At 70.8% G+C, this 16,590-nt stretch carries 11 protein-coding genes; 5 read left to right on the top strand and 6 right to left on the bottom strand.

Features of this window, described 5'->3' with window-relative positions:
- Window positions 1-5 precede the first annotated feature (5 nt).
- Together OG870_RS12145 and OG870_RS12140 are read right to left on the bottom strand one after the other, a co-directional pair.
- Window positions 6-1,388, bottom strand: a complete 1,383-nt coding sequence (locus OG870_RS12145; RefSeq protein ID WP_266585395.1) for an ADP-ribosylglycohydrolase family protein — start codon at window positions 1,386-1,388, stop codon at window positions 6-8.
- Between the two features lie 44 nt (window positions 1,389-1,432).
- Window positions 1,433-2,524 carry an ADP-ribosylglycohydrolase family protein gene (locus OG870_RS12140; protein ID WP_266512559.1) on the bottom strand — a complete coding sequence of 364 codons (1,092 nt, stop codon included), beginning with the start codon at window positions 2,522-2,524 and terminating at the stop codon, window positions 1,433-1,435.
- A 294-nt stretch (window positions 2,525-2,818) separates the two neighbouring features.
- Between OG870_RS12140 and OG870_RS12135 the strand changes: the two genes are divergently transcribed.
- The 3 genes from OG870_RS12135 (at window position 2,819) to OG870_RS12125 (ending at window position 9,965) form a co-directional block, all read left to right on the top strand.
- Complete coding sequence (locus OG870_RS12135) at window positions 2,819-3,550, top strand: VIT1/CCC1 transporter family protein (protein WP_266512557.1); 732 nt, start codon at window positions 2,819-2,821, stop codon at window positions 3,548-3,550.
- 369 nt (window positions 3,551-3,919) lie between these two features.
- A complete protein-coding gene (gltB, locus tag OG870_RS12130; protein WP_266512554.1) occupies window positions 3,920-8,512 on the top strand; it encodes a glutamate synthase large subunit in 4,593 nt (1,530 codons plus the stop codon).
- Window positions 8,505-9,965, top strand: a complete 1,461-nt coding sequence (locus OG870_RS12125) for a glutamate synthase subunit beta (RefSeq protein WP_266512551.1) — start codon at window positions 8,505-8,507, stop codon at window positions 9,963-9,965. The genes gltB and OG870_RS12125 overlap by 8 nt, the downstream gene beginning before the upstream one ends.
- Before the next feature lie 175 nt (window positions 9,966-10,140).
- Here the strand turns inward: OG870_RS12125 and OG870_RS12120 are convergent, their stop codons facing one another.
- The gene (locus OG870_RS12120) at window positions 10,141-11,064 is read right to left on the bottom strand and encodes a chitosanase (protein ID WP_266585397.1); all 924 of its coding nucleotides are present in this window, start codon (window positions 11,062-11,064) and stop codon (window positions 10,141-10,143) included.
- A gap of 49 nt (window positions 11,065-11,113) precedes the next feature.
- A complete protein-coding gene (locus tag OG870_RS12115; protein ID WP_266585399.1) occupies window positions 11,114-12,025 on the bottom strand; it encodes a rhomboid family intramembrane serine protease in 912 nt (303 codons plus the stop codon).
- Window positions 12,026-12,161: 136 nt separating this feature from the next.
- Between OG870_RS12115 and OG870_RS12110 the strand changes: the two genes are divergently transcribed.
- Both OG870_RS12110 and qcrB read left to right on the top strand, forming a co-directional pair.
- Window positions 12,162-12,710: a HutD/Ves family protein gene (locus tag OG870_RS12110; protein WP_266585401.1), complete on the top strand. Its 549-nt coding sequence runs from the start codon at window positions 12,162-12,164 to the stop codon at window positions 12,708-12,710.
- A 94-nt stretch (window positions 12,711-12,804) separates the two neighbouring features.
- Window positions 12,805-14,454, top strand: a complete 1,650-nt coding sequence (gene qcrB, locus OG870_RS12105) for a cytochrome bc1 complex cytochrome b subunit (RefSeq protein WP_266585403.1) — start codon at window positions 12,805-12,807, stop codon at window positions 14,452-14,454.
- Here qcrB and OG870_RS12100 read toward each other — a convergent pair.
- The gene (locus OG870_RS12100) at window positions 14,429-15,418 is read right to left on the bottom strand and encodes an acyl-CoA dehydrogenase family protein (RefSeq protein ID WP_327690864.1); all 990 of its coding nucleotides are present in this window, start codon (window positions 15,416-15,418) and stop codon (window positions 14,429-14,431) included. The two genes, qcrB and OG870_RS12100, sit on opposite strands and share 26 nt — an antisense overlap.
- Window positions 15,418-16,557: an acyl-CoA dehydrogenase family protein gene (locus OG870_RS12095; protein ID WP_266585407.1), complete on the bottom strand. Its 1,140-nt coding sequence runs from the start codon at window positions 16,555-16,557 to the stop codon at window positions 15,418-15,420. Before OG870_RS12095 ends, OG870_RS12100 begins: the two co-directional genes overlap by 1 nt.
- Between the last annotated feature and the right edge of the window lie 33 nt (window positions 16,558-16,590).

Below are 16,590 nucleotides of genomic sequence, written 5' to 3'. Positions count from 1 at the left end.
CCGAATCATCCTCCTGGTGGGGTCGGTTGCGTGGCTTCCAGGAGTTCGGCGAGTTCCACCAGGTCGGTGCCGGTGAGGCGGGGGAGCGCGCAGCCGGAGAGGGTACGGCAGGCCTCCCGCCAGGACGGTGGGATCGAGTCGCCGCCGCCCAGCGCGCCGGTCAGGGCGCCCGCGAGCGCCGGGGCCGAGTCGGCGACGCGGGACAGACAGGCCGCGGCCGGTACCGCTTCCGCGATCCTTCCGCCCGAGGCGGTGGCCAGGGCGAGGGCGACCGGGACGGTTTCGGCGGCGGCGATGCCGTAGCTGTAGACGTGGTCGACGATCTGGTGTTCCAGGAGAGGGATCAGTGTGAAGGCCGTCTCGGCGTCGGCGGCCAGCTTGAGCGCGTGGCGGGCGTTGCGGCCGATCTCCGTGGCCTCGGGGAGTTCGGTCAGGGCCGCTGCCACGCAGGTCCCGACGTCCTCGCCGGCCAGTGCCAGCGCCAGTGCCGCCGCCATCGCCCGGGCGCCGCGCACTCCGTCGCCGTCCTGGGTGTAGCGGGCGTCGAACTCGGCGAGGTCGGCGGCGAGTCGGGGGGCGCCGGGGTGGGCCACGGCGAGCACACAGGCCCGTACGCAGGCCGCGTCGTCGAAGTAGTGGGGGTTGTCGTGGCCGGTGGCGGGCGGGCGCAGGCCGGTGGCGAGGTTGCCGAGGCCGGCGCGGACGGAGATACGGGCGCGCAGGGGGAGGACGGCGGACTCGACCTCGGGTGCGCGGTTCGCCGCGGCGGCGACCTCGCTGGCCACGGCGTTCCAGGTGAGGTCGATGGCGGCGCGGGCGCGGCGTTGCCGGCTCAGGTCGCCGAGGACGGTGTCGTCTCCGGCCCGCAGGAGGGCCTCCGCGGCGAAGGCCGCCCACTCGGCGTCGTCCGAGGGGCCGAGCCGGAGCGGCTCGGGGGACTGGTTCAGGGCGATGGGGACGGGGAGGGTGGTGGTGGCGTTCTGCTCGGCGAAGGTGTCGAGTTCGCGGGTGAGGCGGCGGGTCCACTCGGGCATACGGGCGGCTCGGTGGCGGGCGGCGGGCCAGCCGGCGGCGTCGCCGGCGGCGAGGCCGAGCAGGAGGCCCTCGATGCGGCGGGCCTGCGGCGGCGGCGTGGCGCGAACGGCCTCGGCTGCGCCTTCGGCATTTTCGTTCCCACCCGCACCACCCGTGCGACATTCGTCGTCGGGTGCGGGTGGCCCCTGTGGGGGGTTCTCGACGTCGGCGGCTGCGGGTGGCTCTTGTGGGGGGTTCTCGACGTCGGCGGCTGCGGCTTCCCCTTGTCGGGGGTTCTCGGTGTCGGCGGCTGCGGGTGGCCCCTGTGGTGCGTGCTCGACCTCGGTGGTCATGGGGTCGTTCGGCTTCGTCATGGCCGTGCCGGTCGATGTCCCCTCGTTCAACGGACCCGGCGGTCTCACGGGCGGGCCTCCGCCCCGCCGTTCGCGGCGAGGGTGAGGGCGGTCGGGTCCGGTAGTTCCCGTACGGCCGTCTCCGCGTCGCGTTTCTCGGGCTCGCCCGTCACCAGCAGGTCCGCGACCTCCAGTACGTGATGGCCTGCCATCGCCGGCAGGCAGCTGCCCCGTGCCGGGCCGATCGCCGTCGCCCACTCCGCCGGGATCGCGGAGACTCCTTGCGTCGCGCCCGCCAGAGCGCCCGCCACCGCGGCCGTCGTGTCGGCGTCCCGGCCCATGTTCACCGCGGTGAGGACGGCCTGCCTGAAGTCGCCGTCGGCCGCCGCGTACGCCCCGAAGGCCAGCGCGACCGCCTCCGGAGCGAGGTCGGTCCACGGGTAGCCGCCGATGACGACCGCCGAGCGGACCGCTCGTTCGCCGCGGTGGGCCACCGTCACGGCCCGGCGCAGCGAGCGGGCCGTCCACGAGTCGTCCGGGATCACGGCCAGCGCGGAGGCCACGACCGCGATCGGCGGCGCCCCCGCCATCGCCGCCGCCACCCCCGCGGCGACCGCCTGGCCGCCGTAGATGCCCTCGCCGTCGTGGCTCACCGAACCGTCGACGGCCGCGAGCCGGGCCGCCTCGGCGGGGCGGCCCGCGGCGAAGACGCCGAAGGGGGCCGCGCGCATGGCCAGGCCGTCGCTCCAGGCGTGGCGGTGCTGGGCGGAGATGGGGACGGCGAGGCCGCGGCGGAGGTTCTCCAGGGTGCCGCGTTCGCTGAAGCCGGCCCCCCGGAACGGGCCCTCCGCGCGGTCCGCGATCCACTCGTGCCAGGCCGCCTCCACATGGGCCGGGGTGAGGGCGGATCCGTGCCGGGCCAGCAGCAGACCGGAGAAGATCGCGTACTCCGTGTCGTCCGTGCCGGCCGGCTGGTCGGTCACGTAGCCCGTGATGCGGCCCCAGCGGGCGCGGATCTCGGACGGCTTCATGTTCTCCGCGGGGGCGCCGAGGGCGTCCCCGACGGCCAGGCCGAGCAGTGCACCGCGGGCCCGCTCGCGGAGGTCGGCGGCGTTCCCGGGTGACGGGACAGAAGGAATGCAGGCGATCGATGCCATACGCGGCTTCTCCTCCGAGGGTTCCGGGCGGCTCCTTAGCGGGCCTCTCAGGGCGCGGAACCCTTTGCGGATGTGTCCCACCGGAGGGGTTTCGCAGAGCCGGACGGGACTCAGCATCACCCGGTCGACATATGTGCGGCCTCATACACGGATGAGCGTTGAAGGGTAAAACCGCAGGTTAGCCGAGCCTTTCCTTGCTGGCGGAGGCGGAATCCGTGACGTAACTTCACTGTTGTCAAGGAGTAGAACTTGTCCAAAGTTAGCTTTGGCTTAGCTTCCTGGGGGACCCCCGCAATGGCGATCATCGAAACCGAGGCCGCGCTGCATGTGGCGCACCGTGACAACCACACGCACCGGGATGTGAACGGCGGCTGGCTGCGCCCCGCCGTCTTCGGTGCGATGGACGGCCTGGTCTCCAATCTCGCCCTGATGACAGGTGTCGCGGGCGGGGCCGTGGCCCAGCAGACCATCGTGCTGACCGGGCTCGCGGGCCTCGCCGCCGGCGCCTTCTCGATGGCCGCCGGCGAGTACACGTCCGTGGCCTCGCAGCGTGAACTCGTCGAGGCCGAGCTGGACGTGGAGCGCGCCGAGCTGAGGAAGCACCCCGCGGACGAGGAGGCCGAGCTCGCGGCGCTCTACGAGGCCCGCGGGGTCGAGCCCGAGCTGGCCCGCGAGGTCGCCCGCCAGTTGTCGACGGACCCCGAGCAGGCCCTCGAGATACACGCCCGCGAGGAACTCGGCATCGACCCCGGCGATCTGCCCTCGCCGCTCGTCGCCGCCGTCTCCTCCTTCGGGTCCTTCGCGCTGGGCGCACTGCTGCCCGTGCTGCCGTATCTGCTCGGTGCCACCGTGCTGTGGCCCGCACTGCTGCTCGCGTTCTTCGGGCTGTTCGCATGCGGTGCGGTGGTGGCCAAGGTGACCGCGCGGACCTGGTGGTTCAGCGGGCTCAGGCAGCTCGCTCTCGGTGGTGCGGCGGCCGGTGTGACGTACGCCCTGGGCATCGTGTTCGGGACGGCCGTAGGATAGAGCGGCTACGAGTTATGCGTTGGGCCGCATAAGTAGCCGTTACTCACTGGTTTCGAATGCTTAACCACTGGGCATGAGCCGTAAGCGCTGCGGGCAATGAGGCCTGCCGCGCGCCTGCGGGGTGGCGAAGACGCCCCCCTCGCTCACGGGCCGTCGGACATCGATCTGTCCGCATCGGCCCCCATAGCTTCCACCGTCGGTCGCGGGATCCCACCGCGATCTCTCGGTGTCCGCATGTTGGAACGAGATATCCCGGTTTCCGAGATCCGCTCCATCATGTAACCTGCACGAAATTTTGCACTCAGCAGAGGGCCAACGTCGTCCCTCGGCAATCTGCATATGCCATATGAGACGACGACGGGAGAGCCGATGCGTACGCCGCGCCAGCCGTCCCAGCATTCCGCGAATGGCCAGAACTGGTCCTTCATGGATGCTCGCCCTGCTGCGCAGGGTATGTACGACCCCCGCAACGAACACGACGCGTGCGGCGTCGGTTTCGTGGCGACCCTCACCGGCGAGGCGTCCCACACCCTGGTCGAGCAGGCCCTGACGGTGCTGCGGAACCTTGAGCACCGCGGCGCCACCGGCTCCGAGCCCGACTCCGGCGACGGCGCCGGCATCCTCTCCCAGGTTCCCGACGCCTTCTTCCGTGAGGTGGCCGGATTCGAACTGCCGGAGGCGGGTGGATACGCCGTCGGTATCGCCTTCCTGCCCGAGGACGGCACCCAGGACGCCGTCTCGCAGATCGAGACGATCGCCGGCGAGGAGGGCCTCACGGTTCTCGGCTGGCGCGAGGTTCCAGTCGCCCCGGAACTGCTCGGTGCCACGGCCCGTTCGACGATGCCCGCCTTCCGGCAGATCTTCGTCACGGACGGCCTGAGCAAGGACATCGAACTCGACCGCAAGGCCTTCGTGCTGCGCAAGCGCGCCGAGCGTGAGGCCGGTGTCTACTTCCCGTCGCTCTCGGCCCGCACCATCGTCTACAAGGGCATGCTGACCACCGGTCAGCTGGAGCCCTTCTTCCCGGACCTGTCCGACCGCCGCTTCGGCTCGGCCGTCGCCCTGGTCCACTCGCGCTTCTCCACGAACACCTTCCCGTCGTGGCCGCTCGCGCACCCGTACCGCTTCGTCGCGCACAACGGCGAGATCAACACCGTCAAGGGCAACCGCAACTGGATGGTCGCCCGCGAGTCGCAGCTGGTCTCGGACCTGTTCGGGGACAACGGCCTGGAGCGGGTCTTCCCGATCTGTACGCCGGACGCCTCCGACTCCGCGTCCTTCGACGAGGTGCTCGAACTCCTGCACCTGGGCGGCCGTTCACTGCCGCACTCCGTGCTGATGATGATCCCGGAGGCGTGGGAGAACCACGACTCCATGGACCCGGCCCGCCGCGCCTTCTACAACTTCCACTCCACGATGATGGAGCCCTGGGACGGCCCGGCCTGCGTCACCTTCACCGACGGCAAGCAGGTCGGCGCGGTCCTCGACCGCAACGGCCTTCGCCCCGGCCGCTACTGGGTCACCGACGACGGCCTCGTCGTCCTCGGCTCCGAGGTCGGCGTCCTCGACATCGACCCGTCCAAGGTCGTCCGCAAGGGCCGGCTGCAGCCCGGCCGGATGTTCCTCGTCGACACCGTCGAGCACCGCATCATCGAGGACGACGAGATCAAGGCCGGCCTCGCCGCCGAGCAGCCGTACGCCGAGTGGCTGGAGGCCGGGGAGATCGAGCTCTCCGACCTGCCCGAGCGCGAGCACATCGTGCACACGCACGCCTCGGTCACCCGCCGTCAGCAGACCTTCGGTTACACCGAGGAGGAGCTGCGCGTCATCCTGGCGCCGATGGCCAAGGCCGGTGCCGAGCCGATCGGTTCGATGGGCACGGACTCGCCGATCGCCGCGCTGTCCTCGCGCCCGCGGCTGCTCTTCGACTACTTCACCCAGCTGTTCGCGCAGGTCACCAACCCGCCGCTGGACGCGATCCGCGAGGAGCTCGTCACCTCGCTGCGCTCGTCGCTCGGCCCCGCGAGCAACCTCCTTGAGCCCAGCGCCGCCTCGTGCCGCTCGGTGACCCTGCCCTTCCCGGTCATCGACAACGACGAGCTGGCCAAGCTCATCCACATCAACGCCGACGGCGACATGCCCGGCTTCAAGGCCGCGACGCTCTCCGGCCTGTACCGGGTCTCCGGCGGCGGCGACTCCCTCGCCGCGCGCATCGAGGAGATCTGCGCCGAGGCCGACGCCGCGATCGAGAACGGCGCCCGGCTGATCGTCCTGTCGGACCGCCACTCGGACGCCGAGCACGCGCCGATCCCGTCGCTGCTGCTCACCGCGGCCGTCCACCACCACCTCATCCGCACCAAGCAGCGCACTCAGGTGGGTCTGCTGGTCGAGGCCGGCGACGTCCGCGAGGTCCACCACGTCGCGCTGCTGATCGGCTTCGGCGCCGCGGCCGTGAACCCGTACCTGGCGATGGAGTCGGTCGAGGACCTGGTCCGCGCGGGCACCTTCCTCTCGGGCATAGAAGCCGAGCAGGCCATCCGCAACCTGATCTACGCCCTCGGCAAGGGCGTCCTGAAGGTCATGTCCAAGATGGGCATCTCGACGGTCGCCTCCTACCGTGGCGCCCAGGTCTTCGAGGCCGTCGGTCTCGACACGGCCTTCGTCGAGAAGTACTTCAACGGCACCGCCACCAAGATCGGCGGCGTCGGCCTCGACGTCATCGCCAAGGAGGTCGCCGCCCGCCACGCGAAGGCGTACCCGGCCTCGGGCATCGCGCCCGCGCACCGCGCCCTCGACATAGGCGGCGAGTACCAGTGGCGCCGCGAGGGCGAGCCGCACCTGTTCGACCCGGAGACGGTCTTCCGCCTGCAGCACTCCACGCGCACCGGACGCTACGACGTCTTCAAGCAGTACACGGACCGTGTGAACGAGCAGTCCGAGCGGCTCATGACGCTCCGCGGGCTCTTCGGCTTCAAGTCCGACAGGCAGCCGATCTCCATCGACGAGGTCGAGCCGGTCTCCGAGATCGTCAAGCGCTTCTCGACCGGCGCCATGTCGTACGGCTCCATCTCGCGCGAGGCGCACGAGACCCTCGCCATCGCCATGAACCAGCTGGGCGCCAAGTCCAACACCGGTGAGGGCGGCGAGGACGCGGACCGTCTCTACGACCCGGCTCGCCGGTCCGCCATCAAGCAGGTCGCCTCCGGCCGCTTCGGCGTGACCTCCGAGTACCTGGTCAACGCGGACGACATCCAGATCAAGATGGCGCAGGGTGCCAAGCCCGGCGAGGGCGGTCAGCTGCCCGGCCACAAGGTGTACCCCTGGGTCGCCAAGACCCGGCACAGCACCCCTGGCGTGGGTCTGATCTCCCCGCCGCCGCACCACGACATCTACTCCATCGAGGACCTGGCCCAGCTGATCCACGACCTCAAGAACGCGAACCCGCAGGCGCGGATTCACGTCAAGCTGGTCTCCGAGGTCGGTGTCGGCACGGTCGCCGCGGGTGTGTCCAAGGCGCACGCGGACGTCGTCCTCATCTCGGGTCACGACGGCGGCACGGGTGCCTCCCCGCTGACCTCGCTGAAGCACGCGGGCGGTCCCTGGGAGCTCGGCCTCGCCGAGACCCAGCAGACGCTGCTGCTCAACGGCCTGCGCGACCGCATCGTCGTACAGACCGACGGTCAGCTGAAGACCGGCCGTGACGTCGTCATCGCCGCGCTGCTGGGCGCCGAGGAGTTCGGTTTCGCGACCGCGCCGCTCGTCGTCTCCGGCTGCGTCATGATGCGCGTCTGCCACCTGGACACCTGCCCGGTCGGCATCGCCACCCAGAACCCGACCCTCCGGGACCGGTTCGCCGGCAAGGCCGAGTACGTCGTCAACTTCTTCCAGTACATCGCCGAAGAGGTCCGCGAGATCCTCGCCGAGCTGGGCTTCCGCACCATCGAGGAGGCCGTCGGCCACGCCGAGACGCTCGACGTCACGCGTGCCGTCGACCACTGGAAGGCGCAGGGACTCAACCTGGAGCCGCTGTTCCACGTGCCGGCGCTGGCCGAGGGCGCGGTGCGCCACCGGGTCATCGAGCAGGACCACGGCCTGGAGAAGGCGCTCGACAACGAGCTGATCAAGCTCGCCGCCGACGCCCTGGCCGCGTCCAGCGCGATCGACGCCCAGCCGGTGCGCGCCCAGGTCGCGATCCGCAACATCAACCGCACGGTCGGCACCATGCTCGGCCACGAGGTGACGAAGAAGTTCGGTGGCGCGGGCCTGCCCGACGACACCATCGACATCACCTTCACGGGTTCGGCGGGCCAGTCCTTCGGTGCCTTCCTTCCGCGCGGTGTCACACTGCGCCTGGAGGGCGACGCCAACGACTACGTCGGCAAGGGTCTCTCCGGCGGCCGCGTCGTCGTCCGCCCGGACCGCGGTGCCGACCACCTCGCCGAGTACTCGACGATCGCGGGCAACACCATCGCCTACGGCGCGACGGGCGGCGAGCTGTTCCTGCGCGGTCGTACGGGCGAGCGGTTCTGTGTCCGCAACTCCGGCGCGACGGTCGTCTCCGAGGGCGTGGGCGACCACGGCTGCGAGTACATGACCGGTGGTCACGCGGTGGTCCTCGGCGAGACGGGCCGCAACTTCGCGGCCGGCATGTCGGGCGGCATCGCGTACGTCATCGACCTGAACGCCGACAACGTCAACGTCGGCAACGCCGGCGCGGTCGAGGCCCTCGACGACACCGACAAGCAGTGGCTGCACGACGTGGTCCGCCGGCACCAGGAGGAGACGGCCTCCACGGTCGCCGAGAAGCTGCTCGCCGAGTGGGACACCGCGGTCGACCGCTTCAGCAAGATCATCCCCAGCACGTACAAGGCAGTGCTCGCCGCCAAGGACGCCGCCGAGCGAGACGGTCTGTCCGAGACCGAGATCACCGAGAAGATGATGGAGGCGGCGATCAATGGCTGACCCGAAGGGCTTTCTGAACCACGGCCGTGAGGTCGCCAAGTCCCGCCCCGTCGACGAGCGCCTGAAGGACTGGAACGAGGTCTACGTCCCCGGCTCGCTGCTGCCGATCATCAGCAAGCAGGCCAGCCGGTGCATGGACTGCGGCATCCCGTTCTGCCACAACGGCTGTCCGCTCGGAAACCTCATCCCCGAGTGGAACGACTACGCCTACCGCGAGGACTGGGGCGCCGCCTCCGAGCGCCTGCACGCGACGAACAACTTCCCGGAGTTCACGGGCCGCCTGTGCCCCGCTCCGTGCGAGTCGGCGTGTGTGCTCGGCATCAACCAGCCGGCCGTCACCATCAAGAACGTCGAGGTCTCGATCATCGACAAGGCGTGGGAGACCGGTGACGTCGCCCCGCAGATCCCCGAGCGCCTCTCCGGCAAGACGGTCGCGGTCATCGGCTCGGGCCCGGCGGGCCTGGCCGCCGCCCAGCAGCTGACCCGGGCCGGCCACACCGTCGCCGTCTACGAGCGCGCGGACCGCATCGGAGGCCTTCTCCGGTACGGCATCCCGGAGTTCAAGATGGAGAAGCGGCACATCAACCGCCGTATCGAGCAGATGCGCGCGGAGGGCACCCGCTTCCGTACGGGCATCGAGATCGGCCGCGACCTCAAGGCGACCGACCTGAAGAAGCGGTACGACGCCGTCGTCATCGCCGTCGGTGCGACGACCGCCCGTGATCTCCCGGTCCCCGGCCGCGAGCTCAAGGGCGTCTACCAGGCGATGGAGTACCTGCCCCTGTCCAACAAGGTCCAGGAGGGCGACTACGTCACCTCCCCGGTCTCGGCCGAGGGCAAGCATGTCGTGGTCATCGGCGGCGGCGACACCGGCGCGGACTGCGTGGGCACCGCCCACCGTCAGGGCGCTGCCTCGGTGACGCAGCTGGAGATCATGCCGCGCCCGGGCGAGGAGCGGAACCCGGGCCAGCCGTGGCCGACGTTCCCGATGCTCTACAAGGTCACCTCCGCGCACGAGGAGGGCGGCGAGCGGGTCTACTCCGTCTCCACCACCCACTTCGAGGGCGACGAGGACGGCAACGTCCAGTGGCTGCACCTCTCCGAGGTCGAGTTCATCGACGGCAAGCTGACCTCGAAGCCGGGCACGGAGCGCAAGATCCCCGCCCAGCTGGTCACGCTGGCGATGGGCTTCACGGGCACCGACCGCGACAACGGCCTGGTCGAGCAGTTCGGCCTGGACCTCGACGAGCGTGGCAACATCGCCCGCGACGCCGACTTCCAGACCAGCGTCCCCGGCGTCTTCGTCGCCGGTGACGCGGGCCGCGGCCAGTCCCTCATCGTGTGGGCGATCGCGGAGGGCCGCTCGGCCGCCCGCGGCACCGACCGCTTCCTGACCGGAGTCAGCGACCTGCCGGCCCCGATCCGCCCGACGGACCGTTCCCTGATGGTCTGACGGTCCCTCATATACGTCCCGTACAAAGGCGTACGGGCGGGCTGTCTGGGGGTCACCCCCCAAGGCCCCCCAGCACGGCGCTTGCCCTGTCCCCGACCGGACGATGGGCAGGCGCCGTCGCATGTCCGGGCGGACGGACGGGGCCGGGAGCCGGGGGCCGGGTTGTCGGATGCCCCTACGGCACCTTGTACGTCTCCCCGTACACCTGCCACGTCAGTGGCGTCTTCAGGTCGAGGTTCCCGTCGTACAGGAACCGTCGCTGGGCGGTGTCGACGCGGGAGGTGTCGATGTCGGGCCGCTTCGTCCTCATGGCCTTGACGCGGATGTCCAGGAAGATGTCCAGGTAGTTCTTCTCCGAGCCGCCCCGCGACGGGGTGTCCGCCTCCCGCATCGCGCGTTCGCGCAGGCCGTAGAAGCTGGTCGAGCCCGTGCCGGGGCCGTGGAAGACCATGGCGTCGTAGTAGATGAACTGGCCCAGTGTGCCGAGGCCGTCGAGTTTGGCGAGGCGGACCGCCGGGTCGAAGTAGACGCGGTCGCGTTCCTCGTCCTGGGCCTTGCGGAAGGCGGGCAGCTCGGCCTCGGCCTTCCAGGCGGCCGTGAAGCCGGGGTCCAGGCCCTTGTGGGAGTCCGTGCCGTCGACCTTGTGCAGGGCGGGGAGGTAGCGGGCGAGGCCGTTGCCGGGGTGGGCCCTGGTGTAGCGCTCGACCAGGGTGAGCAGGTCGTGGGTGCCGGTGCAGAAACCGACCGTGCCGGCCGTGTAGCCCTGGCCGTCGCCGATGTCCTCCACGTAGCCGTAGGCGCTGCGCCAGTCGAGGGTCGAGTTCTCGGCGCTGGCCACCAGTTCCTGGGCCAGTTCCTTCTTGGCGGGGGCGGAGAGACCGGCCGGCAGGTCGGCGCTCCCCTGGTCGTCCTCCGACTTCTTCCGCTCGGCCCGGTGCTTGGCGTCCGCTGCAGCGTGCGGCGCGGCGGAGGGGGAGCGGGACGGGGAGGCGGAGGTCTTCGACGTGCCGTCGGGGGAGTGCGCGGGAGTGAAGACGTAGACCCCCGACGTGATGACGACGGGGAGAGCCGCGAACAGGAGACAACCGGCACGCTTCATGGCGCACACAGTACGTGCACACACTATGTGCACATATTTCTTCGGCCGATCACACGGTCAGTTCGGCGGCCTTCGCCGTCGCCAGGACCACCAGCAGCGCCAACAGGGCGAGGCAGGCGCCGGCCTGGACCAGGGTGCGGCGCCGGTCCCGGGGTGCGTACGCGTACGCCACCGTCACCACGGCGCCCGCCAGCAGGCCGCCGAGGTGGCCCTGCCAGGACGTGAGGCCCGCGGAGATCAGCAGCCACACCAGCAGGCCCGCCATGAAACGGTTGACCTGGCTCATGTCGGCGCCGAGGCGGCGGGCCATGACGTAGTACGCCGCCCCGAGCCCGAAGATCGCGCCGGACGCGCCGAGTGTGGGGGTGTCGGGCGCGATCAGCAGGACGAGGACCGAGCCGCCGAGCGCGGACAGCAGGTAGAGCGTGAGGTAGCGGACCCGGCCCAGCTGGGACTCCACCACGCGGCCGATGTTCCACAGCGACACCATGTTCATCACGATGTGCAGGATCCCGAACGTCCCCTCGGCGACCGGCAGGTGCAGGAACGCGCCGGTCAGCAGGCGGTACCACTCGCCGCCCACGATGCCTTCGGCGTGGTAGTCCGAGGGGTGGTTGGCCAGCCACACGTAGTGACCGCCGTCGGGTCCGACCAGCCCCCGGCCCAGCATCTCGAACCGGTCCACGACCGCCGGACGCACCAACTCGGCCAGGTACACCAGCACGTTGAGCCCGATCAGGGCGTACGTCACCACGGGCGCGCCCGTGATCCGGCCGCCGAACGCCGTGCGCGCCTGCCGCACCGACCGCGCGCCCTCCTTCACGCACTCCGGGCACTGGTGGCCGACGGCCGCCTCCCGCATGCAGTCCGGGCAGATGTACCGGTCGCAGCGGGTGCAGCGGACGTGGGACTCCACCCTGGGATGGCGATAGCAGGTGGTGACGGCGGACTCGGACTCCACGTACGGCTCCAGCGGAAAGGTGTGGTCGGTGGTCAGGGGCGGGTGGGCCGGTGGGGTCGGCGGCGAACAAAATAGCGAATGCAGATGAACGGTGGGAGCCTGGTTCCATGATTGTGATCTTTCGACGGCGCGCCCGGTGAACCACCTGTTCCCAGCCGCGGAACGGACCGCCGTGCCCTGGAAGAACGGCGGCGGCATCACACGCGAGATCGCCGTCCGGCCCGAGGGCGCGGACATGGACGACTTCGACTGGCGGGTGAGCCTGGCCGAGGTCGGCGCGGACGGCCCCTTCTCCGCCTTCCCCGACGTCGACCGCACGCTGACCGTCGTGGAGGGCGCGGGCATGGACCTCACGGTCGGCGGCGAGCGACGGCTCGTCGATGCGCGTCACGTACCGCAGGACTTCCGGGGTGACGTCCCGACCGACTGCCGCCTGCTGCGTGGCCCCGTGGTGAACCTCAACGTCATGTGGCGCCGAAGCGGTGCCCGTAGAACCCCGACGGTGGCCGTCGTCCGCGGGCGCCTCCCGCTCGCCGGGGACACCCTGGTCGTCGTGCTCGACGGCACCGCGGAGGTGGCCGGGCGGAGCCTCGCGCGGTACGACGCCGTCCTGCTGACCGGCGAGGACGCGGTGCTGCAGGCACGAGGCCGTGCGGCGGTGGTCGGGGTCGGCGGGCGGGGCTGAGGCGGGGGAGTCACTCGCGTGGCTGTCGGCACCGTTGGCTTGGCTGCCCCACCATGTCACCCTGAGGATGATCCGACGGGGAGGCGACGAACGTATGGACGGCGCACGATCCGGGAACGAGTCGGCGGCTTCCGCGCGCAGGGAGCCGGAGGGCAAGGGCGAGAAGCTCGCGAACTGGGCCGACGGGCGGCTGGGGCTCTACGGCCTGGCCAAGGCCAACATGCGCAAGGTCTTCCCCGACCACTGGTCCTTCATGCTGGGGGAGGTCTGCCTCTACAGCTTCCTCATCCTGATCCTCACCGGCATCTATCTCACCCTGTTCTTCGAGCCGAGCGGCGTCGAGGTGATCTACCACGGCTCGTACGTCCCGCTCAACGGCGTCTCGATGACCCGGGCCTACGAGTCCACACTCGACATCAGCTTCGACGTGCGCGGCGGGCTGCTGATCCGGCAGATCCACCACTGGGCCGCGCTGGTCTTCGTCACCGGCATGCTGGTGCACATGATGCGGGTGTTCTTCACCGGCGCGTTCCGCAAGCCGCGCGAGATCAACTGGCTGTTCGGCTGGACCCTGCTGATGCTCGGCATCATCACCGGCCTGACCGGCTACTCGCTCCCCGACGACCTGCTGTCCGGCACCGGCATCCGCTTCGCCGACGGCGCGATCCTCTCGATCCCCATCGTCGGGACGTATCTGTCGATGTTCCTGTTCGGCGGGGAGTTCCCGGGGCACGACATCATCTCGCGGCTCTTCCCGATCCACGTCCTGCTGCTGCCGGGGATCATGCTGGGCCTGGTGGTCGCCCATCTGATCCTGGTCTTCTACCACAAGCACACGCAGTACCCGGGGCCCGGACGGGACCAGAAGACCGTGGTCGGCATGCCCTTCCTGCCGGTCTACATGGCGAAGGCGGGCGGTTTCTTCTTCCTCGTCTTCGGTGTGCTGGCGGTCATGGGCGGCATCGCCAGCATCAACCCCGTGTGGGCGTTCGGGCCCTACCGGCCGGACCTGGTGACCACGGGCGCCCAGCCCGACTGGTATCTCGGATTCTCCGAGGGCCTGATCCGGGTGATGCCGGGATGGGAGCTCAACTTCTGGGGCCACACCCTCGAACCGGGCGTCTTCATCCCCTTCTCCCTGTTCCCGCTGATCCTGCTCGCCCTCGGCCTGTACCCCTTCGTCGAGGCCTGGGTCACCGGTGACAAGCGCGAGCACCACATCCTGGACCGGCCGCGCAACGCGCCCGTCCGCACCGCCCTGGGCGTCGCCTGGCTGAGCCTGTACGCGGTGCTGCTGATCGGCGGCGGCAACGACATCGTGGCCACGCATCTGCATCTGTCCATCAACGTGATCACCTGGTTCGTGCGGATCTCCTTCTTCGTGATGCCGGTGGTCGCGTTCCTCGTCACCAAGCGGGTCTGCATGGGGCTGCAGCGCCGGGACCGGGACCGGGTGCTGCACGGCAGGGAGAGCGGCACCATCCGACGGCTGCCGCACGGCGAGTTCGTCGAGGTGCACGAACCCCTCGAACAGGACCAGCTGTTCACCCTCACCCAGCACGAGCAGAACGTGCCCTACGAGATCGGCCCGCTCGTGGACGCCAACGGCGTGCGCCGGCCGGTCAAGCCCGGCCAGCGGGTGCGGGCCCGGCTGGCCAGGGCCATGTTCGGGTCCGAGTCGCACATCCCGAAACCGACCGCGGAGGAGTACCGGGAGCTCACCAGCGGCGATCACGACCACTGAGGACCAGGGCCCGGCACTCCCGGGGTCCGCCCCACGCGGTGCGCAGGGCGCGCGCCTTGGTCAGCCACAGGGACAGGTCGTACTCCGCCGTGTAGCCGATCGCACCGTGCAGCTGCAGGGCCGCGCGGGCGGTGGTGTACGCCGCCTCGCATGCCGTGACCTTGGCGGCGGCGACGTCGGCCGCCGTCGTCGTGAGGGCGGCGCCGAACAGCACGGCGCGCGCGAACTCCAACGCGATCTTCGCATCGGCCAGCCGGTGCTTGACCGCCTGGAACGAACCTACGGGCACGCCGAACTGGCTGCGCTGCCCGACGTAGCGGACGGTCCGGTCCAGCAGCGCCAGCCCGACGCCGAGGGCCTGAGCGGCGGTGGCGAGGCGACCCCGGGCCAGGGCGTGCCCGGCGGCCACGGCGACCTGCGGACCCGATGCGAGGAGCTCCCCGCCGGGCGGGAGGGGGAACAGCCGACGGGCGGGATCGAGGGAGCGGCGGACTTCGGCCGCTCCGGCCGGAGGTGCGAGGTACAGGTCATTGGTCCCCGGCGGCGTGGTCAGCCGTACGTCCGCCATGTCCGCGTCCAGGGCGTACGGCCCCGGTGCCAGCGTCGCCGTCGACGCGCCGGAGGCCAGCACGGGCAGGAGGCGTTTGGCCGGGCCCGGGTCGTCCAGTCCGGTGAGCAGCGCCGCCGCGGCGACCGTCTCCACCAACGGGCCGGGCACGGCGTGCCGCCCCAACTCGACGAAGGCGACGACGAGTTCGACGGGCCCGGCGCCCAGCCCGCCGTACTCCTCGGGGACCGTCAGCGCGAACACGCCCGCGTCGGCGATGCGGGACCACAGCGTGCGGCCGCTCGCGTGCTCGCCGCGACTCCAGTCCCGTACGACCGAGGGAGTGCCGGCGGCCGTCAGCATCGCGTCCAGCGAGTCGGCGAACGCCCGCTGCCCGGCATCGAGGACGAAGCGCATCAGCGGCGACCCTTCGGCAGGCCGAGGAGGCGCTCGGCGACGATGTCGCGCTGGATCTCGTTCGTGCCCGCGTAGATCGGGCCGGCGAGGGAGAAGACATAGCCCTCGGCCCAGTCGGAGTCCGCCGACTCGCCCTCGTCGCCGAGGAGATCGAGCGCGGTCTCGTGCAGCGCGATGTCGTACTCGGACCAGAAGACCTTGTTCAGGCTGGACTCCGGGCCGAGGGAGGCGCCCTCCAGGAAACGGGACGCAGCCGCGTACGTGAAGAGCTGGTACGCCCGGGCGCCGATCACGGCGTCCGCCACCCGGTCATGGGCGGACGGCGGACTTCCCTGCTGCCGCCAGAGTCCGCGCAGCCGGTCCGCGGCCGCCAGGAAACGGCCGGGCGAGCGGAGCATCAGGCCCCGTTCGTTGCCCGCCGCCGACATCGCGATACGCCAGCCCTCGCCGGGCTCGCCGATCACGTCGCGGTCCGGCACGAACACCTCGTCCAGGAACAGCTCGGCGAACGCCGGCTTCCCGTCGAGCCGGCCGATCGGGCGCACCGTGACACCGGGCGCGCGCAGGTCGAACATCAGGTACGTCAGCCCCTGATGGGGTTTCGACGCCTCGGGGTCGCTGCGGAACAGCCCGAAGGCGCGGTCCGCGAAGGCCGCCCGCGACGACCACGTCTTCTGCCCGCTCACCCGCCAGCCGCCGTCCGTGCGCACCGCCCTCGACCGCAGGGACGCCAGGTCCGAGCCCGCCTCCGGCTCCGACCACGCCTGCGCCCAGACCACCTCGCCGGTCGCCATGGGGGGCAGTACGCGCGCTCGCTGCTCCTCGGTGCCGTGGTCGAAGAGGGTGGGGGCGAGCAGACTGATCCCGTTCTGGCCGACCCGGCCCGGGGCGCCCGCAGCCCAGTACTCCTCCTCGAAGGCCAGCCAGCCGATCAGGCCGGTCTCCCTCCCGCCGTACCGTGCCGGCCAGTTGACGACCGACCAGCGCTCCGCGGCCAGTTCGGCCTCCCACGTGCGATGCGCCGCGAAGCCCTCCGCGGTCTCCAGGGACGGCAGGGGGGAGCCCGGCACATGGGCCGTGAGCCAGGCCCGGGCCTCGGCGCGGAAGGCCTTCTCTTCCTCTGTGAACGCGAGATCCATCGGCCGCCATCCTTCCCTAACAAGTGTTTGGTA

Origin of the sequence: Streptomyces sp. NBC_00461, assembly GCF_036013935.1 — a bacterium.
GTDB lineage: Bacteria > Actinomycetota > Actinomycetes > Streptomycetales > Streptomycetaceae > Streptomyces.
The sequence above is the reverse complement of the archived record's forward strand: the minus strand, read 5'-3'. Positions and strand labels throughout refer to the sequence as shown.